Origin of the sequence: Streptomyces ficellus (assembly GCF_009739905.1) — a bacterium.
Lineage (GTDB): Bacteria > Actinomycetota > Actinomycetes > Streptomycetales > Streptomycetaceae > Streptomyces > Streptomyces ficellus_A.
This window is the reverse complement of sequence record NZ_CP034279.1, coordinates 6,365,643-6,386,901: the sequence shown is the minus strand read 5'-3', so window position 1 is coordinate 6,386,901 and position 21,259 is coordinate 6,365,643. Positions and strand designations below refer to the sequence as shown.

The following is a 21,259-nucleotide window of genomic DNA, read 5'->3' as shown; positions in this document are numbered from 1 at the left end:
CGCCCTCAGGCGTCCCGGGCCCAGGGGGCGCGCCGTGCCGCCCGCAGCGCCCTGGCCCGGCGCCAGCCGGTGAGGCGGTCGGTGTAGACCGTGCCGTCCAGGTGGTCGCACTCGTGCTGGAGGCAGCGGGCGAAGAACCCGGTGCCCTCGACGCGCACCGGCGCGCCCAGCAGGTCGACGCCCTCGACCACCGCGCGGTCGAAGCGTTCCGTACCGGCCTCGACGCCGGGCAGCGACAGGCAGCCCTCCGGGCCGCGCACCGTCACCCCGTCCGCCTCCACCAGGCGCGGGTTGACGATGTGACCGAGGTGACGTTCGTCATCGTCGTCGGGGCAGTCGTAGACGAAGACCCGCGAGCCCACGCCGATCTGGTTGGCCGCGAGGCCCACGCCCTGGGCCGCGTACATCGTGGCGAACAGGTCCTCGACGAGCCGGGCCAGCGAGGGACCGAAGTCGCTGACGGGTTCACAGGGCGTGTGCAGGACCGGGTCGCCGAGCAGGGTCATGGCTCGTACATGGCCGGAACTGCCGGGGATCGGCCGGTTTCGCATGGCGTCCACCCTACGTTCCGCGCACCTCGTGGGGTTTCGGCAGGTGGCGCGGTTCGGGCGTCCGGCCGGAGGTCGATAGGCTGAGCCCGGACCCACGCTAGGAGGAACAAGGACGATGGCAGGACACCAGGGCAATCCTGAGCCGCTGTCGCCGCGCGCCAAGCTGGCCGTGACGGCGGGAAAGGCCGCAGCGGCGGTGTCACGCGCCGCGGGACGCGGCAGCGGATCGGTGATCGGCGGCCGGGTGGCGCTCAAGCTCGACCCCGACCTGCTGGGGCGGCTCGCGCAGCACCTGGACGTCGTCCTGGTGTCGGCGACCAACGGCAAGACGACCACCACCCGGCTGATCGCCGAGGCGCTGCGGGCCAGCGGCCCGGTCGTGTCGAACGCGCTCGGCGCGAACATGCCCGCGGGCATCACCTCCGCCCTCGCCGGCGGCTCGGACGCCAAGTTCGGCGTGATCGAGGTCGACGAGAAGTACCTCGCGGGCGTGGCGCGCGACGTGACGCCCAAGGCGATCGCGCTGCTCAACCTCTCCCGTGACCAGCTCGACCGCGCCGCCGAGACGCGGATGCTCGCCGAGAAGTGGCGCGAGGGCCTGTCCGGTACGAAGGCGGTCGTCATCGCCAACGCCGACGACCCGCTGGTCGTCTGGGCCGCGTCCTCCTCCCCCAACGTCGTGTGGGTGGCGGCCGGCCAGGAGTGGAAGGACGACGCCTGGTCGTGCCCGGCCTGCGGCGGTGTGATGCAGCGGCCCGGCGACGACTGGTTCTGCGGCGAGTGCGGCTTCCGCCGGCCCGCCCCCAGCTGGGCGCTCAGCGGCGAGCACGTGCTGGACCCGCACGGCTCGGCCTGGCCGATCCACCTCCAGCTCCCCGGCCGCGCCAACCGGGCGAACGCCGCCACCTCCGCCGCCGTGGCGGCCGTGTTCGGCGTGCCGCCGCAGGTCGCGCTGGAGCGGATGTACCAGGTGCAGGCGGTGGCCGGCCGGTACGACGTGGTGAACTTCCAGGGCCGTGACCTGCGGCTGCTGCTGGCGAAGAACCCGGCGGGCTGGCTCGAAACGTTTTCGCTGATCGACCCGCCGCCGACGCCGGTGATCCTGTCCGTCAACGCGCGCGGCGCGGACGGCACGGACACCTCCTGGCTCTGGGACGTCGACTACACCCGGCTGGCCGGGCACCCGATCGTGGTGATCGGCGACCGCCGGCTGGACCTCGCGGTGCGGCTGGAGGTGGCGGGCCTGGACTTCCGGGTGTGCGAGACGGTCGACGAGGCGGTGCAGCTGTCGCCGCCCGGGCGGATCGAGCTGATCGCCAACTACACCGCGTTCCAGGACGTCCGCCGCCGCGTCGGCAACTGACCCTTTAAGGACATGAGCATGAGCGACAGCAGTCTGCGTCTCGTGTGGGTCTACCCGGACCTGCTCAGTACGTACGGAGACCAGGGCAACGCCCTCGTGGTGGAGCGGCGCGCCCGCCAGCGCGGTCTGGACGTGCAGCGGGTGGACGTGCGCAGCGACCAGCCGATCCCCACGTCCGGCGACATCTACCTGATCGGTGGCGGCGAGGACCGGCCGCAGCGCCTCGCGGCGGAGCGGCTGCGCCGCGACGGCGGCCTGAACCGGGCGGCGGAGAACGGCGCCATCATCTTCTCGGTGTGCGCCGGCTACCAGATCCTGGGCCACGAGTTCATCAACGACCTCGGGGAGCGCGAGCCGGGCCTCGGCCTGATCGACGTGATCTCCACGCGCGGCGAGGGCGCCCGGTGCGTGGGCGACGTGCTGGCCGACATCGACCCCCGGCTGGGCCTGCCCCAGCTGACCGGGTTCGAGAACCACCAGGGCGTGACCCACCTCGGTCCGACGGCCCGCCCCTTCGCCCGGACGGTGTTCGGCAACGGCAACGGCACCGGGGACGGCACCGAGGGTGCGTACAACGACACCGTTTTCGGGACGTACATGCACGGACCGGTCATGGCGCGCAATCCTCAGATCGCGGACCTGCTGCTGAAGCTGGCCCTCGATGTGAACGCGCTGCCGCCGACCGACGACCGGTGGTACGAGGCGCTGCGCACCGAGCGCATCGCGGCCGCCTCGCAGCCGGCCTGACGGACCGTCGGCCCCCAGGTCTTGTCGGTTCGTACGACTACCGTCCAGTAGACGGACGCTCGTTTCGGCCCCGTCACCCAACGCCGGTAGGGTGACGGGGATCCAACCGGACGACGTGGTCCGGGAGTCGGCCCACGTTGCAAAGGTATTTCGGGCTATGCGCATTGGTGTGCTCACCTCCGGCGGCGACTGCCCCGGTCTGAACGCCGTCATCCGTTCCGTCGTGCACCGCGCCGTCGTCGACCACGGCGACGAGGTCATCGGCTTCCACGACGGCTGGAAGGGCCTCCTGGAGTGCGACTACCGCAAGCTCGACCTCGACGCGGTGGCCGGCATCCTGGCCCGGGGCGGCACGATCCTCGGCTCCTCCCGCGTCCAGCCGGCGCACCTGGTCGACGGTGTCGAGCGCGCCAAGGGGCACGTCGCCGACCTCGGCCTCGACGCGATCATCCCGATCGGCGGCGAGGGCACCCTCAAGGCCGCCAACCTGCTCTCCCAGGCGGGGCTGCCCATAGTCGGCGTCCCCAAGACGATCGACAACGACATCGCGTCGACCGACGTCACCTTCGGGTTCGACACGGCCGTCGGTGTCGCCACCGAGGCGCTGGACCGGCTGAAGACCACCGCCGAGTCCCACCAGCGCGTGCTGATCGTCGAGGTCATGGGTCGCCACACCGGCTGGATCGCCCTGCACTCCGGCATGGCCGCCGGTGCGCACGCCATCGTGGTGCCCGAGCGGCCCTTCGACATCGACGAGCTGACCGCCCGCGTCGGGGCCCGCTTCGAGGCGGGCAAGAAGTTCGCGATCGTGGTCGTCGCGGAGGGCGCCAAGCCGCGCGCGGGTTCCATGGAGTTCAACGAGGGCGGCAAGGACATCTACGGCCACGAGCGGTTCGCCGGGGTGGCCCAGCAGCTGGCCGGCGAGCTGGAGCGGCGCCTCGGCAAGGAGGCCCGCGCGGTGATCCTCGGGCACGTCCAGCGGGGCGGCACCCCGACCGCGTACGACCGGGTCCTGGCGACGCGGTTCGGCTGGCACGCGGTGGAGGCGGCGCACCGCCGCGAGTTCGGCATGCTCACCGCGCTGCGCGGCACGGACATCGTGATGGTGCCGCTCGCCCAGGCCGTGGAGACGCTGAAGACGGTGCCCTCGGAGCGGTACGACGAGGCCGAGACGGTGCTGTGACGTCCACCGGACGATGACGTTGCACGATGAACCATCCGCCCCCGGTCGCAGCCGCGATCGGGGGCGGTTCTAGTCTGGACCCCGCAAGCGGACAACCCAGCACGAATCAGGAGCCGGCGGATGGATCACAGCGGGCACGGCACGCACGACATGCCCATGGATCTTCCGCCCTTCTCGCTGGGGCAGGGGCTCGCCCTCTCGCCGGACGCTTTCTTCCTCACCGGCTGCCTGCTGGCCCTCGGCCTGTACGGCTGGGGCGTCGTCCGGCTGCGGCGGCGCGGCGACGCCTGGCCGGTGGGCCGGACGGTCTTCTTCGTCACCGGTGTGCTGAGCGTCGCACTGGTGATGTGCACGAAACTGAACGACTACGGCATGGTCATGTTCAGCGTGCACATGGTGCAGCACATGGTGATCAGCATGCTGTCGCCGATCCTGCTGCTGCTGGGCGCCCCCGTGACGCTGGCGCTGCGCGCCCTGCCCGTCGCCTCGCGGCGCGGGGCCAAGGGGCCGCGCGAGCTGCTGCTGGCGCTGCTGCACAGTCGCTACATGCGGATCGTCACGCACCCGGTGTTCACGATCCCGCTGTTCATCGCGAGCCTGTACGCCCTGTACTTCACCCCGCTGTTCGACTTCCTGATGGGCTCCAAGCCGGGGCACATCGCGATGATGGTGCACTTCCTCGCGGTCGGCCTGGTGTTCTTCTGGCCGATCATGGGCGTGGACCCGGGCCCGCACCGGCCCGGCTACGTGATGCGGATGCTGGAGCTGTTCGCGGGCATGCCGTTCCACGCCTTCTTCGGCATCGCGCTGATGATGGCGACGGAACCGATGGTCGGGACGTACGCGAACCCGCCCGCCTCCCTCGGCATCGACGCGCTCACCGACCAGAACGCGGCGGGCGGCATCGCCTGGGCGTTCAGCGAGATCCCGTCCGTACTGGTGCTGATCGCGCTGGTCTACCAGTGGTACCGCTCCGAGCAGCGTCAGGCGGTGCGCACGGACAGGGCGGCCGACCGCAACGGGGACAAGGAACTGGAGGCGTACAACGCCTACCTCGCCTCGCTGCAGACGCGCGGACGGTAGCGCGGACCCCTCCCCGGGGGCGACCATGGCGGTAGACCGCCATGAGGAGGACGCGCATGTCCGGTTCCACGAAGACGATGAGCGGGGTCACCATCGGGGCGCTGGTCCTGACGACGGCCTACACGGTGGCGCTCGGCAGCAATGGCTGGCTGTGGTTCGGCTGGGTGGTGCTCGGGCTGGTGACGATCGGAATGGCGGCCACCCGCGACACGTGACGCGGGACGCCCTCAGAAGCGGAAGACCGGCCCGGTCGCGGTGTCCAGGACGCAGGCGTTGGGGTAGGTCCGGCGCCAGTCGAGGCTCGTCCCGCGCCACTCCCCGACCGCACGGGCGGTGACCGGGTCGAACCTCTTGGTGCACGGGTGCTGGTCGCCGCGCAGCCGGTCCAGGTTCCCGCGTGCCGTGTCCAGGGACGCGCAGGCTCCCGCCGCCTGCGGGTGGGGGCCCGCGGGCCGGGGCGAACAGCGCAGCCGGACGCCCCGGATCCAGCTCTCGTCGCCGCCGGAAAGGGTGAGGAAGAGACCCTCGGCGGGCCCGGGCGCGGGGTCGCGGGCGTCGGCGTGGCCGGGTACGGCCGGTGCGAGGGCGAGGAGGACGGCGGCGACGGCAGCGGCGGCGCGGAGGGACACTTCGTACTCCCGGGGCTCCTGGGGCGGACTCACGCAGGGCCAGGGCACATCCGGCCGAGGCCGGTGGCCAAGCCGACGCGCCGCGCCGTCCCGCGTACGGCCCACCCGCCGGCCTCACCCGGGCGCCCGCTCCGGATCCCGCCGGGCGGCGGCCACCGCCGCGAGGACCAGGCCGACGCCGAGGACGATCAGCCCGCGCAGCCAGACCTGCGGCTCCACCCGGCCGGCCAGCAGGACGCAGGACGCCGCGCCCAGCACGGGCACCACGGTCGGGGCGCGGAAGTGCCCGGGGACGCCGCGGTCCCGGCGCAGGACCAGCGCCGCCGTGTTGACCAGGAAGAACACCACCAGGAGCAGCAGCACCAGGGTGGAGGCGAGGGTGGCGACGCTGCCGGTCAGGGCCAGCAGCATCGACAGGGCGGTCGTGGCGGCGATCGCCACCCACGGTGTACGGCGCCCGGGCAGGACCTTCGTCAGCGCGGCCGGCAGCAGGCCGTCCCTGGCCATGCCGTAGGCGAGCCGGGAGGACATGATGCCGGTCAGCAGCGCCCCGTTGGCGACGGCGACCAGCGCGATCGCGCTGAACAGCCACACCGGCACCCCGCCCGCGGCCCGCACCACCTCCAGGAGCGGTCCGCTGGACGCCGCGAGCGTGCCGGTCGGCACGGCGGCGGAGGCGGCCAGGCCGACGGCCACGTACACCGCGCCGGCCGTGAGGAGCGCGCCGAACAGGGCGCGCGGATAGGAGCGCCGGGGGTCGCGGGTCTCCTCGGCGACGTTCACGGCGGTCTCGAAGCCGACGAAGGAGTAGTACGCGAGGACCGCGCCGCTCAGGACGGCGGCGGCCGCGCCCTGCCCGGCCGTGCCGAGCTGCGTGAGCCGGCCGGGGTCGCCGTCGCCCCGCAGCAGCAGCCGGGCGCCGAGCACCACGACGATGGCGAGGCCGCCCAGCTCGACGACCGTGGCGATCACGTTGGCGCGGGTGGACTCCCGGATGCCGCGCGCGTTGAGCAGGGCCAGGGCCGCCAGGAACACGACGGCGACCAGGGCGACGGGCAGGGTGACGAAGGCCGTCAGGTAGTCACCGGCGAAGCCCCGGGCCAGGGCGCCGACCGAGACGATCCCGGCGGCGAGCATGCAGAAGCCCGTGAGGAACCCGGCGAACGGCCCGTAGGCGCGGGTCGCGTAGTGGGAGGCGCCACCGGCCCGGGGGTACTTGGTGGCGAGTTCCGCGTAGGAGGCCGCGGTGAGCAGGGCGAGCACGAGGGCGACGGCCAGCGGCACCCAGACGGCGCCCCCGGAGTCGGCGGCGACCTGGCCGATCAGGACGTACACCCCGGCGCCGAGGACGTCGCCGAGGATGAAGAAGTAGAGCAGGGGCGTGCTCAGCGCACGCTTGAGCGGCTGGTCGTTCGCTTCTGGCATGCCGCACCTCCTTCCCCGGAAACGCGGTCGCAGCCCCGCCCCGCGACCGGTTGCGGGGTGCGGCCGGCCGGTGGGTGCGGTCAGCGGCGCATGGGGCCCCAGGGGCGTCGCTGGCGGGCCACCTCCGCCTCGGCCTCGGCCATGACGGCCAGGTCGATCCAGCTGACCGGTTCGATGTCGCGGACGAGCGGCTCGTTGTCCGGGCCACGGCCGACCTCGCGGCCGCGCAGGGTCCAGGGGCGTACGTCGCCGTCCCGGTCCCGCCGCAGATGGCAGTAGTCGTACAGCCGGCGCGCCACCCACAGCCGCAGGGAACGGTCGCCCCACCACTCCTCCACCTCGAGGGGGTTCGCGGACAGGCCGGGCATGGGGATGCCGGTGAGTTCGTCGACGCTGCGGGTCCGGCCCAGGTCACGGGCCGGGCCACGGGACCAGCGGACGTAGAGCGGCCCGCGGCGCACCACCAGTTCCTCCAGCTCCCGCAGGGAGGCGACCGTGGGCAGGTCGGCCTCCCCGTCGGGGGCCGGTGTCCTGGGGGTCGTCTGCGTCATCGGGCTCCACCTCCTGGGCGTACGGAGGACCACCACGTACCCCGTCATTTTCACGGGACGCCCCCGTTCCCACCACGTGACCCCCGCACCGCCGGCTCTCCGCCCCAGGGGCGCACACACGCGCACCCCCGGCGCACGGGGGGCGCTCACTCACAAGGAGACGCGCCCCTTCACGTAACGGGGCGATGTTCCAGTTCCGCCGCCCGGGGAAGCCGGATGGGTGACCATACGGATGCCCGGTGTGATCGGCCGGACGGACGACAGGGAGGGGATGGGCCATGACCAGAGTGCTCGTACTGCACAGCGTCGGTCTGCTGAGATCCGCGCTGGAGGCACTGCTGAGGACCGAGGGGGCGTTCGACGTGTTCTCGGCGGGCTGGCGCGCCGCCAACCGCCACGCCGAGTCGTTACGGCCGGACGTGTGCGTGGTCGACCTCGACTGTCCGGGGGCGGGGGCTCTCCTGGACGGCGAGGCGGGGGCCGACCGGGAGCTGCTGGGCGCGCGCACGGCGCTGCTGGTCCTGGCGTCGGCCGGACGGCCCGGGGCGCTGCGCCGGGCGTTCGAGGCGAGGGCGCTGGGGTTCGTCGACAAGCACGGCTCCCCGCACCGGCTGGTGCGGGGCATCCACAAGGTCGCCGAGGGCGAGCGGTTCGTGGACGAGTCGCTCGCCTTCGGCTTTCTGGAGGCGTCCCGGATGCCGCTCACCGCGCGGGAGCTGAGCGTGCTGGCCCGGGCGGCGGAGGGCGAGTCGATCGCGGAGATAGCGCGGGGCCTGCACCTGTCGAACGGGACGGTGCGCAACTACATGGCCTCGGCCACCCGCAAGGTCGGCGCCCGCAACCGAATAGACGCGATCCGTATATCGCAGGGCGCGGGATGGGTGTGAGGGAGCCCTGCGATCAGGCAGCGCCGGGCCGCCACAGCCCGGCGAGGTCCCGGTACAGGCCGGACCGCTCCAGCAGCTCGCCGTGCGGGGCGCACTGGGCCCGGTCGCCGTCCAGGACCAGCACCCGGTCGGCCCGTACGGCGGACGTGATGCGGTGGGCGACCACGACGAGCGTGCCGGGGCGGGCGGCCAGCGCGCGCTCGGCGTGCTCCTCGGTGGCGGGGTCCAGGTGGCAGGTGGCCTCGTCCAGCAGGAGGAGGGGGGCGGGCGACAGGTAGGCGCGGCCGAGCGCCAGCCTCTGGCGCTCACCGTGCGACAGCCGGCGCGGGTCGATCACCGCGTCCGGGCCGCCGAGCCGCCGGACGAGGGGGGCGAGCCCGAGCGCGTCGACCGCCCGGCGGACCTCGGCCGGGGTGGCGTCGGGGCGCAGGTAGCGCAGGTTGTCGAGGACGGTACCGGTGAAGACGTACGCCTGCTGGGGCAGCAGCGCGACCGCGCCGGCCACCGTGACCGTGCCGGTGCTCGGCGCGAGGAGCCCGGCGAGGAGCCCGGTCAGGGTCGACTTGCCGATACCGCTCGGGCCCACCACCGCGAGGTGCTCCCCCGGTTCGACGACCAGGTCGAGGCCGTCCAGTACGGGCTTCGCCCCGGGGCCGTACGCGAAGGTCACGCCCCGCAGTTCGGCGGCGGGCCGCGCGAGGTGGCGGGGCCCGGGGAGGGCGGGGGCGGCGGCGGGCGCCGGGGGCGGGGCGGGCGCGTCGCCGGTGAACCGCTCCAGGACCACGAGGAGCCGCGTCCCGGCCGCCCCGAGCGCGGTCATCAGCGCGTCCAGGGCCGGCAGCAGCGCCTGGACGAGGTAGGTGAGGGCGCCGAGCAGGGTGCCCGCGGTGACCCCGCCGCGCAGCAGCCACGGGGTCGCCAGCAGCAGCGCGACGACCGGGAGGCGGCCCGCCGCGCCCAGGGCGAGCGTGCGCACGGCCGCCCATCGCGCCAGGCGCCGCGAGAGCCGGGCCCCCGCGTCGATCAGCCGGCCGGTCTCGGCGGCCGCGTACCGCTCGCCCCCGCACGCGACGACGTCCCGCAGGCCCGCGCCGACGGCGCCGACCCGCTCCGCCAGCGCCTCGTCGGCGTCGAGGAACGCCCGCTGCACGGCGGCCATGGGCGCCAGCGTGGCGAGGAACAGCCCCAGGCCCAGCAGCAGCGGCGGCAGGACGACCAGGGTCAGCGCGGGTTCCAGGGAGGCCAGGCCGGCCAGCGCGCCCAGGGCGGTGAAGACGAAGGACCGGGCGGTCAGGACGAGCCCGGCGAAGCTGTCGCGGGCGATCTCGGTCTGGTGGGTGAGCCGGGAGACGGCCCTGCTGCCCGCCTCGCCCTCGGCGCGCGCCGGGTCCGCCACCGCCGTCGCGAGGGACTGCGACACGGCCCGCCGGACCAGGCCGTCGCGCAGCGGCTCGACCAGGCCCGCGAGCCCGCCGAACACGCCGCGTACGGCGAGCCCGCCGAGCAGGGTCCCGGCGGCGGCCACGGCCAGCCACAGCAGTCCGGAGCCGGTGCGCCCGGCGAGGAACCCGTCGTCCAGGGCACGGGCGACGCCGTAGCCGCCGAGGAAGGTGTGGGCGGACTCCAGCAGGGACCAGCCGGCCAGGCGCAGCAGGTCGCGCCTGCGCCGCAGCAGGAAGGTCCGCCCCTGGGCCAGGACCGGGCGCGCCGTCATGCGTCCTCCGTGCCGGGCGGGGCGAACACGGCCCGGTAGGCGGGGTCCCGCCACAGCGTCCGGTGCGGCCCGACGGCGCGCACCCGGCCCTCCTCCAGCCAGACCACCAGGTCCGCCCGGGCGGCGGAGGACAGCCGGTGGGCGACGACGAGCCGGGTGCCCGGCCGGACGTCCTCGGTCAGTGCCCGCTCGACCTGCCGCTGGGTGACCGTGTCCAGGCCGGACATGGCGTCGTCGAGGATCAGCAGCCGCCCCGCGTGGGCGAACGCCCGGGCGAGCCCGAGCCGCTGGAACTCGCCGCCCGAGAGCGGGGCGTCGGAAAGGCGCGTGTCGTAGCCGTCGGGGAGCCGTTCGACGAACCCGTCCGCGCCGGCCGCCCGCGCGGCGTCCCGCACCGCGGCCGGGCCCGCCGGGTCGGCGCCGAACGCGATGGCCTCGCCCACGGTCGTGCCGAACAGGGCGGGCCGGCTGAAGGCGTACCCCACCTCGCGGCGCAACTCCCGCGGGGCGAGGCGGTCCAGGCGTACGCCGTCGAGCAGGACGCACCCGTCGTCGGGGTCGGCGAGCCGGCCCGCGACGGCCGCGAGCAGGGACTTGCCCGCGCCGGACCGGCCGACCACGGCGGCCGTCGCCCCGCCGGGCACCCGCAGGTCGACGCCGCTCAGCACGGCCGTGCCGTCGCGCACGACCGTGACGTCACGCAGTTCGAGGGTGCCCGTGCCGCCGGCGGGGAGGGCCTGACGGCCGTGCGGGACCGCCGTCAGGGCGAGGAGCTCGCCGGTGCGGCGGGCGGCGGCGCGGCCGCGGACCAGGGCGCCGAGGGCCGAGGCGACCGCGCCGACGCCCGCGGCGAGCGCGGCGTACCGCGAGGCCGCCACCAGTTCGCCGACGCCCAGGTCGCCGGAGGCCAGCCGGGCGCCGCCGACAGCGAGGACGACGCACACCAGCAGCGGCATGAGGACGCTGCTGCGGGCGACGGCCCGGCCGTGGACGAGCCACATCGTCCTTCCCTCGGCGGCGAGTTCGGGCAGGGGGGCGAGGACGCGCCGCTGTTCGCGCGCGGTGGTGCCGGCGGCGGCGATCGTCCGGGCGCCGGACAGGGCCTCGACGAGCCGGTCCGCCATGGCCGCCTGCACGCGCTGGTAGCGGGAGACGGTGTCGGACGAGCTGCGGGCGAAGGCCCTCAGGAGCAGCACGAGCAGCGGGACCCCGGCCAGGAACGCCGCCGCGGTCCACAGGTCGATCAGGAGCAGGGCGGCCAGGGCGCCGAGCGGTGGGACGACCGTGGCGAGCGCGGCCGCGGCGGTCGCGGGGAACGTGCCGGCATCGGTGGCGTTGGCGGTGAGCCGGGTGGCCAGGTCGCCGGGGGCGAAGCGGGCCGCCGCGTGGTGGGGGGAGGCGGTGAGCAGCCGGCCGAGGGCGCGGTGCCGGAGCCAGGCGGTGGTGCGGGCGTTGGTGGTGCCGGTCAGCAGGGCCACCAGGGCGTCGAGGGCCACCTCGGCGGCGATCAGCGTGGTGCACAGGGCGACCCAGCGGGGTGCGTCGGGCGAGCCGGCGAGCAGCAGGTCGAGGCTGCGCCCGAGGACGGCGGGTTCGGCGAGGGCGGCCAGCGCGGCGGCCAGGGAGCAGAGCAGTACGGCCGCGGCGCGTCCGCCGCTGTGCCGGACGGCGCCCCGCAGCACGCGGTCCGCTCCCCGAGGTTGCGTTCCGGCGGGGCCGGGGCCGGGTGCCGGGGCCGGTGCCTCGGCCGTGGGGGGCGGCGGTGGCGCGGGCGGTCGGGGGGTGGCTTCCGGGTGCGGCGCGGAGGTCATGGGGAGCGGTGCCCTCCTCGGGACGGAGCGGGGGCGGGGACACGGTCCCGGGCGGAGACGGGAACGGCCCCGGGCGGGGTGAGCCGCCCGGGACCGGGTGATCCGTACGGCCGCGCGCGTTCGGCACCGCGCGACCGGGCGGGTCAGTTACAGGTGGTGACGCTCAGGCTGCTGTCGCCGCAGAGCAGGAGGCTCGCGCGGCTGCCCGTGGCGACGTCGCCCGTGGCCTCTTCCTTCGGGGTCTCCATCGACTGCAGGTCGAGAAGCGACATGATCAGTTCCTTTCCTTCATGGGGACGGTGTGCTTGGTCACGGCCCCTGGATGGGGCCGGCTCGTGGGCCGCCGGAGCGGCGGGAGGAACGGCAGGTGCGCGTGTCCGTCGGACGCGGCGCTGCCGAGGGCGAGCAGACAGCCCGCGGTGCCCGTGGCGAGGTCCATGGACAGCCGCATCATCTGCTCGCCGGGGAAGGCCAGATGGCCCTGGTACGGCACGGCGTGCCGGGCGAGGGCGTCGATCTGGCGCCGTACGTCGGAGGGGCCGGTGCCCGGGCCGGGCGCGGTGGTGCGGCTCAGGTGCAGCACCATGCCGGCCGCGCCCCGGAACAGCCCGGGCTGGGCGTAGAACGTGGCCTGGGCGGCCCGGACGATGTCGCGCCGGGCGCGGTCGAAGGCGGCGTCCTCGCGGTGGGCGGCGTAGTCGTCGAGCACCATGCCGATGCCGACGCTCCCGGCGCCGAGGTACGGCATGGTCCGCCATCCCTCATCGACCTGGAGGGTGCCGCCCGCGCTGGTGACGCACCGGTCGAGGTCGCGCCGCAGCGCGTCGGCGGCCAGGTCGAGCAGGCCGCTGTCGCCGGTGCGTTCGTACAGCCGGAGGAAGAGCAGCGCGGGGCCGGACGCGCCGTACAGCAGTCCGGCGCGGGAGATGCCGGGGAGGGCGCCGGCGACGAGGTCCGCGCAGCGCAGGGCGGCGTCGCGCATGCCGAGCGCGTCCAGGGCGAGGCCGACGCCCGCGAGCCCGCTGTGCAGGTCGGGCGCGATGTCCTCCCAGGGCCGCCGGAGGGTCAGTTCGGCCAGTTCCAGGGCGCGTTCGGGGTGGCCGAGGCGGTCGAGGGCCCAGGCGACGCCGGCGAGGCCGTCGTAGAAGCCGACGGGGGTGCCGGACTCGGGTTCCTTGGTGCGGCGCAGCAGCCACTCCTCGGCCTCCGCGCAGGGTTGCGCGCCCGTCTCGGCGAGGGCGTACAGGACGCCGGCGGTGCCGTAGCCGAAGGTCAGTCCGCCGCCCGCGGAGGCGAACTGGGCGATGTCCCCGGGGAAGTACCGGTCCTCGCGCTCCGGTGTGGCGGAGGTCAGCACGGCGCGTGCCATGGAATCGCGGCTGTGCGGCCAGTCGCCGGGTTCGACGGGCAGGTAGGGGCCGCTCGCGGACTCTCCGGCGATCTCGGCGACCGCCTCGTCGAGGAAGGCGCGCGGCACCGGGAACTGCTCGGCGGCGATGTCGGCCAGGTGCCTCGCCTTCCCCGGGTCCAGCGGGAAGAGGCTGGTCAGCGGGAGGAACAGGGCGATGCGCAGGCAGGCGAGGGCGTACCGGTCGACGGCGAAGCCGCGCCGGTCGGGCGGGGCGACGAACGCCGGGTTGGCGACGGTCTGGCGCCGTCCCTCGTCGATGTGGGCGGCGGCCTCGAAGTCGAGGAGCGCCACGGACGTCTCGTCCTCGGACACCATGATGTTGAACAGGTGCAGGTCGTTGAAGACGACGCCCCGGGCGTGCACGGCGTCGACGGCCTCCTCGACGAGCCGGTGGATCCGCAGCGCCCACGCGGTGTAGTCGGCGAGGGACTCGGGTGTCGGGTCGGCCTCGATGAGGGGGTGGCGGCGGGCGAAGAAGGTGTTGAGGGGCTTGCCCTCCAGGAACTCCATCGCCAGGAAGTGGTGGTCGCCGACGACGAACGTGCCCTTGACCTCGGGGGTGTACGGCAGTCCGGCGAGCCGTTCCAGGGCGGTCTGCTCGCGGCGCAGCCGGGTCACCGCGTCGGCTCCGTCGGCGGCCAGGCCGGCGTGCGGGCGCGCCTCCTTGAGGACGACCTTCTCGCCGGTGCGGCGGTCGTGGCCGACGTACACCCCGCCGCCGTTGGAGAAGTGCAGGGCGCTGTCGACGGTGTACGGGAGGTCGGTGACCGTGACGGCGGCGCGTGCGTCGAGGTGGGGGCGGAGGAAGGCGGGCGGGTCGATCCAGTCGGGTATCTGGAAGACGGGGCCGCGCAGGTCGGGGACGAGCCGCCCGTCGGGGCGCTCGACGGCCGGGCACAGTTCGCCGTTCTCGCCGTAGCAGTGCCGCCGGGTGAAGCTGCCGTAGCGGACGTGCACCGGGCCCTGGCCCCAGCGGAGGTCGCTGAGGATGTACGGGCCGGGCTCGCCGGCCAGGAGCGCGGCCAGGTCGTCGGCGATCCGGTGGCACCGCTCGTCATCCGCCGGGTAGACGGTGATGAACTTGCCGCTGGCGGCCCGGTCGGCGTACTTGGCGTTGCGGGTGTGCAGCAGGTAGCGGCTCGGCACGAACTTGAAGGCGACGCCGCGGGCGAGGCAGTACTCCCGTACCCGCTCCAGCACCGGTTCGGCGTTGTCCAGGCAGGCCGACACGTGGATCTTCCAGCCCTGGGCGGGCAGCGCGTGGTCGACGGGGCGCAGGGCCAGCCAGTCACCGCTGCGGTGCCGGTGCCACCCTTCCGGTACGGGCGCCAGTGCCGCCGCGTACTGCGCGCCCCTGCGGTCGGTGCCCTCCGTGGACAGCCGGTACGGCGCGTCGTAGAAGTGGCGGTCCGCGTCGCAGAAGGCGGCGTAGCCCTTGATCACACCTGCTCCCTCGCTCGGCACCGATGACGACGGGGAAGACGGTGCCACCCCCGGCGGGGGCGGCAACAGTCACATCCGTCAGCAACCGGCCATGCGGAACGCACGAGTAACCTCGGGCCGCCCCCCGGGAGACCCCGGAGTCACATCGCGGAACGGCCTTCCCTGGCGACCAGGGAGAAGGAGTGGCCGGCCGGGTCGGCGTACGTGCGCACGTCGCGGGGGCCGGAGTTGTCCCTGGTCTCCACCGGCCGGGCGCCGAGGCTGACGGCCTCGCGCTCCGCCTCGTCCATGTCGTCCTCGGCCACCAGGATGTGCAGGTGGGCCTGTTGTGAGTCGTCGGGGCGGGGCCAGCTCGGCGGGGCGTAGCCGTGGTCGCGGCGGACGGCGACGCGGACGCCGTCGTTGCCGGCCACCTCGATGAAGTCGGGGTCGGTCCCCCGTCGGGTGCGGGCGCCGAGGAGTCCCGCGTAGAACTCCGCGAGGGCCTCGGGCTCGGCGCTGTCCAGGACCAGGACGCTGTTCTTGGGTACGGTCATGAGGACCTTGTGCCCGCATCCCGGCCGCCCATCACCGCGCGTGGTTCCCGGTCACGACACGCGCACCTACACTGATCCCCCTCCGAACCGGTTTGTGTCCTGGTAAAACGCACAGAGCCGATCCGATCCGAGCCGATCCGGTGCAGTAGGGAGCCAGCGAGTGTTCTACTACCTGCTCAAGCACGTCCTCCTCGGGCCGGTGCTGCGGCTGTTGTTCCGGCCGAGGACCGAGGGGCTGGAGCACATCCCCGAGGACGGCGCCGCGATCGTGGCGGGCAACCACCTGTCCTTCTCGGACCACTTCCTGATGCCGGTCGTGCTCCGGCGGCGCATCACCTTCCTCGCGAAGCAGGAGTACTTCACCGGCCCCGGGATCAAGGGCCGTCTGACCGCGGCGTTCTTCCGCAGTGCCGGTCAGATCCCGGTCGACCGCTCCGGCAAGGAGGCCGGCCAGGCGGCGATCCGCGAGGGGCTCGGGGTGCTGGGCAGGGGTGAACTGCTCGGGATCTACCCGGAGGGCACGCGCTCGCACGACGGGCGGCTCTACAAGGGCAAGGTCGGCGTCGCGGTGATGGCCCTGAGGGCGGGTGTCCCGGTGGTGCCGTGCGCCATGGTGGGGACCTTCGAGATCCAGCCGCCCGGCCAGGTCGTGCCCAAGATCAAGCGGGTGCGGATCCGGTTCGGCGAACCCCTGGACTTCTCCCGGTACGCGGGGATGGAGAACGACAAGGCGGTGCTGCGTGCCGTCACCGACGAGATCATGTACCGGATCCTCGCCCTCTCCGGCCAGGAGTACGTGGACGACTACGCGGCCAACGTGAAGGAAGCCCAACAGGCCGATCAAGCACGGAAGTTCGGGCGCTTCCGGCGCTGACCGGCGACTCCCGGACACCGGCCCCGCAGGGAGCGCGGCGCACGTTTTTCCCACCGGGCGGGCATGGGACGGGCACAGCGGGCAACACGGACCTTCACAAGTCCACTGTGGAGAGGGAGAGTTGTCATGGCCGGTTACGGCACCAGCAGCGCGCACGGGCAGTCGCAGTCCCGCACCAACGGCCTCGCCATCGCCGGACTCGTCTGCGGCATCGTCGGTGTGCTGTTCTTCCACATCATCCTCGGGCCGCTCGCCATCATCTTCGGTGCGATCGCCCTCCGGCAGGCGCCGGTCAAGAACGGCGCGGGCATGGCGAAGGCCGCGATCGTCCTCGGCATCATCGACCTGGTGGTCTTCGGCATCCTGCTCGCCGTGGCCGCCTCCACCGGCGGCTTCACCTGGTACGTCGGCGGCTGACGTCCCCGCTGACACCACTGCCGACACCCCCACTGGCGTCGTTTCGCTGACGGCTGCGCAAGCCGTCAGCGAAACGACGCCAGCGCCTCGTCCAGGACGCGCCGCAGCCGCAGCGCGTCCTGGGCGACCGCCGTGACCAGCGCGGCGGGCCCGGCCAGTGGGGTGAGCGCGGCGGTGTCCCCGATGAGCCGGGGCTCGACCGGCCGCTCACCGAAGGCCTCGTCCACCAGCAGGAGCTGGCCGACAGCCCGGTGCCCTCCCAGCACCGCTCCCCCGTCCCAGCCGCCCGGCGCCCCCGGACCGTAGCTGAGTTCCTGGTCCAGCAGCAGGCGCCCGGCGCGGCGGACGGTGAGGCGGCTGGTGAGGGTGCCGGGCTGTTCGCCGTGCCGGCCCAGGACCTGTTCCTCGCGCAGGACCAGGCGGGCGCCTGCGGCCAGGTCGGCCGTCGTACGGGTGTGGAGGTCCGAGCCCTGGGCGGAGACCAGTTGCTCGGGCAGCCAGCGCAGCTCCGCGCCCCTGCCGACCGTCAGGCGCACGTCGTAGCGCGCCCGGCCCGCGTCACGGCCCGGCAGGGCGACCGTCGCCGCCGCCGCGTCGACCGTCAGCCGCCCCCCGTCGCGCACCTCCGCCTCGACGGCCAGCCGGTCGCCGCCGAGCGGCGCGGTCATGGCGCCCACGACGGTGACGCGGGTGTACGGGCCGGTGGCGCGGGTGCGGCGCAGGGCGAGCGGCCCGTCGCTGACCAGGACCGGCAGGCCGCCGTCCGCGTCGGCGACGATCCGGGCGGTGGCGCGGACGCTCATCCGGCGGTGGTCCAGGCGGCGAGCCGCTCCCGTACCCACGCGGCGACCGGGGCGACCCCCTGCTCGCCGGTGAGCGAGGTGAACGCGACGGGCAGGTCGCCGCGCTGCTCCTTGGCGTCCCGCGCCATCCGCTCCAGGTCGGAGCCGACGTAGGGGGCGAGGTCGGTCTTGTTGACGACGAGGAGGTCGGCGGTGGTGACGCCGGGGCCGCCCTTGCGCGGGATGTCGTCGCCGCCCGCGACGTCGATGACGAAGATCTGCGCGTCGACCAAGCCCCTGGAGAAGGTGGCGGTGAGGTTGTCGCCGCCGGACTCGACCAGGATGAGGTCGAGGGGACCGACCGCGTCCTCCAGGTCCTCGACGGCTTCGAGGTTGGCGGAGATGTCGTCGCGGATCGCGGTGTGCGGGCAGGCGCCGGTCTCCACGGCCTGGATGCGCTCGGGCGGCAGGACCGCGTTGCGCAGCAGGAACTCGGCGTCCTCGCGGGTGTAGATGTCGTTGGTGACGACGGCGAGGGACAACTGGTCGCGCAGTTCGCGGCAGAGGGCGGCGACGGTGGCGGTCTTGCCGGAGCCGACCGGCCCGCCGAGGCCGATGCGCAGGGCGCGGCGGGTGCCGTCGGGGCGGTGGGCGTCGGCGCCGACGGCGGTGTGGCCGTGGTGGCCGTGGTCGAGGTGCATGGGTGCTCCAGGGGTGGGGTCAGGAGGCGAAGAGGCGTACGGGCCAGGCCGCGTGCTGTTCGGCGGTGATGTCGAGCAGCGGCGCGGAGGCGGCGGGCAGCGCGTCGATGCCGTCGCGGGCGGCTTTCGCGGCCCGCTCGGCGACCTGGTCCATGTCGGGCGCCAGGCGGGCGAGGACGGCGGTGGCGTGGAAGGGGTCGAGGCCGAGGAGGCGGACGGCGGCCGTGGCGGGGCCGCCGACCGTCTCGTACGCGACGCAGTGGGCGGCGTCCTCGGGGGCGAGGCCCGCGGTGCGGGCGGCCAGCCCGAGGACGATCGGCTGGTGGGCGCCGCGCGGGAAGGTCCGCGCGAGGGCGTCCAGTTCGGGGGACGGCCAGGTGGCGCGGGCGGCCCGCAGCATCTGGCGGCCGAGCCTGCGGGCGGTGGCGCGCAGCGCGGCTGACGGGGTGCGGGCGTCGGCTGCCTCGTCGAGCGCCACGGGGTCGTGGCCGGTGGCCGCCGCGGCCGCCAGGGCGGCGGAGGTGAGCCCGGTGGTGTGCAGGCGGCCCCGGCAGAAGGCCTCCAGGTCGCGGGCGTCTCGCAGGCGGCCCGCCTTGACGGCCGGTTCGGCTCCGCCGGAGTGGGCGTGCCCGCCCGCGGGGAACCGGCCGTCGGCGAGGACGAGGAGTGCTGCTCGTGACATCGGAACCGTGTTCTCAGGAGTTCTCAGAAGAGGAAGTAGCGCTGGGCCATGGGGAGTTCGGTGGCCGGCGCCGGGTCGACCGGTTCGCCGTCGATCGTCACCGTGAAGGTGTCGGCGTCGACCTCGACGCGCGGCATGGCGTCGTTCTCCCGCATGTCGGCCTTGGTGACGCCCCGGGTGCTGGTGATGGCGACGAACTCCTTGCCGAGGCCGAGGCGTTCGGGCAGCCCGTCGTCGAGGGCGGTTTGGGTGACGAAGTTGACCGAGCCCGCCGCCGCGGCGGCGCCCAGGGCGCCGAACATGGGGCGCGGCATGACCGGCTGGGGGGTGGGGATGGAGGCGTTGGCGTCGCCCATCTGCGCGTACGCGATCTGGCCGCCCTTGATGACGGTCTGCGGCTTGACGCCGAAGAACGCCGGCTCCCACAGGACGAGGTCGGCGAGCTTGCCGGTCTCGACGGAGCCGATCTCGTGGTCGAGGCCCTGCGCGACGGCCGGGTTGATCGTGTACTTGGCGACGTAGCGGCGTGCGCGGTGGTTGTCGGCGCGGCCGTCGCCGGGCAGGGCGCCCCGGCGCCGCTTCATCACGTGTGCGGTCTGCCAGGTGCGGAGGATCACCTCGCCGACGCGGCCCATGGCCTGGGAGTCGGAGGAGATGATCGAGATGGCGCCCAGGTCGTGGAGGATGTCCTCGGCCGCGATGGTGGAGGGCCGGATGCGGGACTCGGCGAAGGCCAGGTCCTCGGGGACGGCCGGGTTGAGGTGGTGGCAGACCATCAGCATGTCGAGGTGCTCGTCGAGCGTGTTGACGGTGTGCGGCCGGGTGGGGTTGGTGGAGCTGGGCAGGACGTACGGCTCGGAGACGACGGTGATGATGTCGGGCGCGTGACCGCCGCCCGCCCCTTCGGTGTGGTAGGCGTGGATCGTGCGGCCCGCGACGGCGGCGAGGGTGTCGCCGACGAACCCGGCCTCGTTGAGCGTGTCGGTGTGGATGGCGAGCTGGGCGCCGGTCTCCTCGCACACGGTGAGGCAGGCGTCGATGGCCGCCGGCGTCGCCCCCCAGTCCTCGTGGATCTTGAACCCGAGCGCCCCGCCGCGCAGTTGGGAGCGCATCGCCTCGTGCGAGACGGTGTTGCCCTTACCCAGGAGCCCGATGTTGACGGGGTATGTCTCCAGTGCCTGGAACATCCGGGCGAGGTGCCAGGGGCCGGGCGTGATGGTGGTGGCCTTGGTGCCCTCGGCGGGGCCGGTGCCGCCGCCGACGAGGGTGGTGATGCCGGAGGTCAGGGCCTGTTCGACGACGGTCGGGGAGATGAAGTGGACGTGCGCGTCGATGGCTCCGGCGGTGAGGATCTTGCCGTTGCCCGCGATGATCTCCGTCTCGGGGCCGATGACGAGGTCGGGGTGGACGCCGTCCATGGTGTCGGGGTTGCCGGCCTTGCCGATGCCGGTGATCCGGCCGTCGCGGATGCCGATGTCGGCCTTGACGACGCCCCAGTGGTCGATGACGACGGCGCCGGTGATGACCGTGTCGGGGGTGCCCTCGGCGCGGGTGGCCCGGGACTGGCCCATGGACTCGCGGATGACCTTGCCCCCGCCGAACACCGCCTCGTCACCGGCGCGTCCGGGGCCGCCGCAGCGGTCCTCCTCGATCTCGACGAGCAGGTCGGTGTCGGCGAGCCGGACGCGGTCCCCGGTGGTGGGGCCGAAGAGGTCGGCGTGGACGGCCCGGTCGAGCAGGACGCGGCTGAGCTCAGTCATCGAGGGGGCCTCCGGTCTGCCCGCGCAGGCCGGGGACGACGCGCAGCCCGGCGATCGGTACGAGTTCCACGTCGACGGGGATGCCGGGCTCGAAGCGTACGGCGGTGCCGGCGGCGATGTTCAGCCGCAGGCCGTGAGCGGCCGGACGGTCGAAGTCGAGGCCGGGGTTGGCCTCGGCGAAGTGGTAGTGGGAGCCGACCTGGACGGGCCGGTCGGCGGCGTTGAGGACGGTGAGGCGGGTGACGGGGCGGCCCTCGTTGAGGGGGACGAGCTCGTCCGCGTACAGGATCTCGCCGGGGATCATGGGCGCTCCCTCCCGTCAGACGATCGGGTCGTGGACGGTGACGAGCTTGGTGCCGTCCGGGAAGGTGGCCTCCACCTGGACGTCGTGGATCATCTCGGGGATGCCGTCCATGACGTCGTCCCGGGTCAGCACCTTGCGGCCGGACGCCATGAGTTCGGCGACGGTACGGCCGTCGCGGGCGCCCTCCAGGAGGTGCGAGGTGATGAGGGCGACGGCCTCGGGGTGGTTGAGCCTCACCCCGCGGGCCCTGCGCTTCTCCGCCACGTCGGCGGCGACGTGAATCAGCAGCCGTTCCTGTTCGTGCGGGGTCAGTTGCACGTTTCACCTCACAGTCTCCCGCCCGGTGCGATCCCGGGCGCAGCGGGACCCTATCCGGCTTCAACACTCTGTTGACCTGCAGAAACG

Annotated in this window: 23 protein-coding genes; 8 read left to right on the top strand and 15 right to left on the bottom strand. The window is 74.1% G+C overall.

Translation table 11 applies throughout. The features are described from left to right. Positions 1 to 5: 5 nt before the first annotated feature. On the bottom strand, positions 6 to 551 hold the full coding sequence (gene def / locus EIZ62_RS28715; protein ID WP_156695575.1) for a peptide deformylase: 546 nt from the start codon (positions 549 to 551) through the stop codon (positions 6 to 8). A 115-nt stretch (positions 552 to 666) separates the two neighbouring features. Here def and EIZ62_RS28710 point away from each other — a divergent pair, with 115 nt between their 5' ends. The 5 genes from EIZ62_RS28710 to EIZ62_RS32050 all read left to right on the top strand — a co-directional run bounded on the left by EIZ62_RS28710 (position 667) and on the right by EIZ62_RS32050 (position 5,142). After that, positions 667 to 1,914 carry a Mur ligase family protein gene (locus tag EIZ62_RS28710; protein WP_156695574.1) on the top strand — a complete coding sequence of 416 codons (1,248 nt, stop codon included), beginning with the start codon at positions 667 to 669 and terminating at the stop codon, positions 1,912 to 1,914. Positions 1,915 to 1,932: 18 nt separating this feature from the next. Next, positions 1,933 to 2,661, top strand: a complete 729-nt coding sequence (locus EIZ62_RS28705; RefSeq protein WP_156695573.1) for a type 1 glutamine amidotransferase — start codon at positions 1,933 to 1,935, stop codon at positions 2,659 to 2,661. A 157-nt stretch (positions 2,662 to 2,818) separates the two neighbouring features. Beyond that, the gene (locus EIZ62_RS28700) at positions 2,819 to 3,844 is read left to right on the top strand and encodes a 6-phosphofructokinase (RefSeq protein ID WP_156695572.1); all 1,026 of its coding nucleotides are present in this window, start codon (positions 2,819 to 2,821) and stop codon (positions 3,842 to 3,844) included. 120 nt (positions 3,845 to 3,964) lie between these two features. After that, positions 3,965 to 4,927: a cytochrome c oxidase assembly protein gene (locus EIZ62_RS28695; RefSeq protein WP_156695571.1), complete on the top strand. Its 963-nt coding sequence runs from the start codon at positions 3,965 to 3,967 to the stop codon at positions 4,925 to 4,927. A 56-nt stretch (positions 4,928 to 4,983) separates the two neighbouring features. Beyond that, on the top strand, positions 4,984 to 5,142 hold the full coding sequence (locus EIZ62_RS32050; protein ID WP_167536434.1) for a hypothetical protein: 159 nt from the start codon (positions 4,984 to 4,986) through the stop codon (positions 5,140 to 5,142). A 12-nt stretch (positions 5,143 to 5,154) separates the two neighbouring features. Here EIZ62_RS32050 and EIZ62_RS28690 read toward each other — a convergent pair whose 3' ends face one another. The 3 genes from EIZ62_RS28690 to EIZ62_RS28680 form a co-directional block, all read right to left on the bottom strand. Then, entirely contained in the window at positions 5,155 to 5,589 is a 435-nt protein-coding gene (locus EIZ62_RS28690) for an SSI family serine proteinase inhibitor (RefSeq protein WP_244376000.1), read from the bottom strand. An 81-nt stretch (positions 5,590 to 5,670) separates the two neighbouring features. Next, a complete protein-coding gene (locus tag EIZ62_RS28685) occupies positions 5,671 to 6,981 on the bottom strand; it encodes an APC family permease (protein WP_156695570.1) in 1,311 nt (436 codons plus the stop codon). A gap of 80 nt (positions 6,982 to 7,061) precedes the next feature. After that, positions 7,062 to 7,532, bottom strand: coding sequence for a DUF6098 family protein (locus EIZ62_RS28680; protein WP_156695569.1), 471 nt, complete (start codon positions 7,530 to 7,532; stop codon positions 7,062 to 7,064). A gap of 278 nt (positions 7,533 to 7,810) precedes the next feature. On the opposite strand from EIZ62_RS28680, the gene EIZ62_RS28675 reads away from it, so the two are divergent. Further along, the gene (locus EIZ62_RS28675; RefSeq protein WP_208828083.1) at positions 7,811 to 8,419 is read left to right on the top strand and encodes a response regulator transcription factor; all 609 of its coding nucleotides are present in this window, start codon (positions 7,811 to 7,813) and stop codon (positions 8,417 to 8,419) included. Positions 8,420 to 8,432: 13 nt separating this feature from the next. Here EIZ62_RS28675 and EIZ62_RS28670 read toward each other — a convergent pair whose 3' ends face one another. The 5 genes from EIZ62_RS28670 to EIZ62_RS28650 form a co-directional block, all read right to left on the bottom strand. Further along, on the bottom strand, positions 8,433 to 10,133 hold the full coding sequence (locus tag EIZ62_RS28670; protein ID WP_156695568.1) for an ATP-binding cassette domain-containing protein: 1,701 nt from the start codon (positions 10,131 to 10,133) through the stop codon (positions 8,433 to 8,435). Beyond that, positions 10,130 to 11,944 carry an ATP-binding cassette domain-containing protein gene (locus tag EIZ62_RS28665; protein WP_156695567.1) on the bottom strand — a complete coding sequence of 605 codons (1,815 nt, stop codon included), beginning with the start codon at positions 11,942 to 11,944 and terminating at the stop codon, positions 10,130 to 10,132. Before EIZ62_RS28665 ends, EIZ62_RS28670 begins: the two co-directional genes overlap by 4 nt. Before the next feature lie 143 nt (positions 11,945 to 12,087). Then, complete coding sequence (ramS, locus tag EIZ62_RS28660) at positions 12,088 to 12,216, bottom strand: mycelium formation morphogenetic lantipeptide SapB (protein WP_156695566.1); 129 nt, start codon at positions 12,214 to 12,216, stop codon at positions 12,088 to 12,090. Between the two features lie 2 nt (positions 12,217 to 12,218). Then, complete coding sequence (lanKC, locus tag EIZ62_RS28655) at positions 12,219 to 14,798, bottom strand: class III lanthionine synthetase LanKC (protein WP_156695565.1); 2,580 nt, start codon at positions 14,796 to 14,798, stop codon at positions 12,219 to 12,221. Between the two features lie 140 nt (positions 14,799 to 14,938). Continuing rightward, positions 14,939 to 15,334 (bottom strand): VOC family protein, encoded by a 396-nt coding sequence (locus EIZ62_RS28650; protein WP_156695564.1) that lies wholly within the window; start codon positions 15,332 to 15,334, stop codon positions 14,939 to 14,941. 160 nt (positions 15,335 to 15,494) lie between these two features. Between EIZ62_RS28650 and EIZ62_RS28645 the strand changes: the two genes are divergently transcribed. Continuing rightward, entirely contained in the window at positions 15,495 to 16,208 is a 714-nt protein-coding gene (locus tag EIZ62_RS28645) for a lysophospholipid acyltransferase family protein (protein WP_156695563.1), read from the top strand. Between the two features lie 126 nt (positions 16,209 to 16,334). Continuing rightward, positions 16,335 to 16,625 carry a DUF4190 domain-containing protein gene (locus tag EIZ62_RS28640; RefSeq protein WP_156695562.1) on the top strand — a complete coding sequence of 97 codons (291 nt, stop codon included), beginning with the start codon at positions 16,335 to 16,337 and terminating at the stop codon, positions 16,623 to 16,625. 65 nt (positions 16,626 to 16,690) lie between these two features. Here the strand turns inward: EIZ62_RS28640 and EIZ62_RS28635 are convergent, their stop codons facing one another. From EIZ62_RS28635 to EIZ62_RS28610, 6 genes are read right to left on the bottom strand one after another with little or no spacing between them, the layout of a single operon-like run. Beyond that, on the bottom strand, positions 16,691 to 17,428 hold the full coding sequence (locus EIZ62_RS28635; RefSeq protein WP_156695561.1) for an urease accessory protein UreD: 738 nt from the start codon (positions 17,426 to 17,428) through the stop codon (positions 16,691 to 16,693). Then, positions 17,425 to 18,108: an urease accessory protein UreG gene (gene ureG, locus EIZ62_RS28630; RefSeq protein ID WP_156695560.1), complete on the bottom strand. Its 684-nt coding sequence runs from the start codon at positions 18,106 to 18,108 to the stop codon at positions 17,425 to 17,427. Before ureG ends, EIZ62_RS28635 begins: the two co-directional genes overlap by 4 nt. A 19-nt stretch (positions 18,109 to 18,127) precedes the next feature. After that, positions 18,128 to 18,790, bottom strand: coding sequence for an urease accessory protein UreF (locus tag EIZ62_RS28625; protein ID WP_156695559.1), 663 nt, complete (start codon positions 18,788 to 18,790; stop codon positions 18,128 to 18,130). Positions 18,791 to 18,813: 23 nt separating this feature from the next. Next, the gene (locus EIZ62_RS28620) at positions 18,814 to 20,550 is read right to left on the bottom strand and encodes an urease subunit alpha (RefSeq protein WP_156695558.1); all 1,737 of its coding nucleotides are present in this window, start codon (positions 20,548 to 20,550) and stop codon (positions 18,814 to 18,816) included. After that, on the bottom strand, positions 20,543 to 20,854 hold the full coding sequence (locus EIZ62_RS28615) for an urease subunit beta (RefSeq protein ID WP_156695557.1): 312 nt from the start codon (positions 20,852 to 20,854) through the stop codon (positions 20,543 to 20,545). The genes EIZ62_RS28620 and EIZ62_RS28615 overlap by 8 nt, the downstream gene beginning before the upstream one ends. A 15-nt stretch (positions 20,855 to 20,869) precedes the next feature. Further along, a complete protein-coding gene (locus tag EIZ62_RS28610) occupies positions 20,870 to 21,172 on the bottom strand; it encodes an urease subunit gamma (RefSeq protein ID WP_156695556.1) in 303 nt (100 codons plus the stop codon). Positions 21,173 to 21,259: the final 87 nt, after the last annotated feature.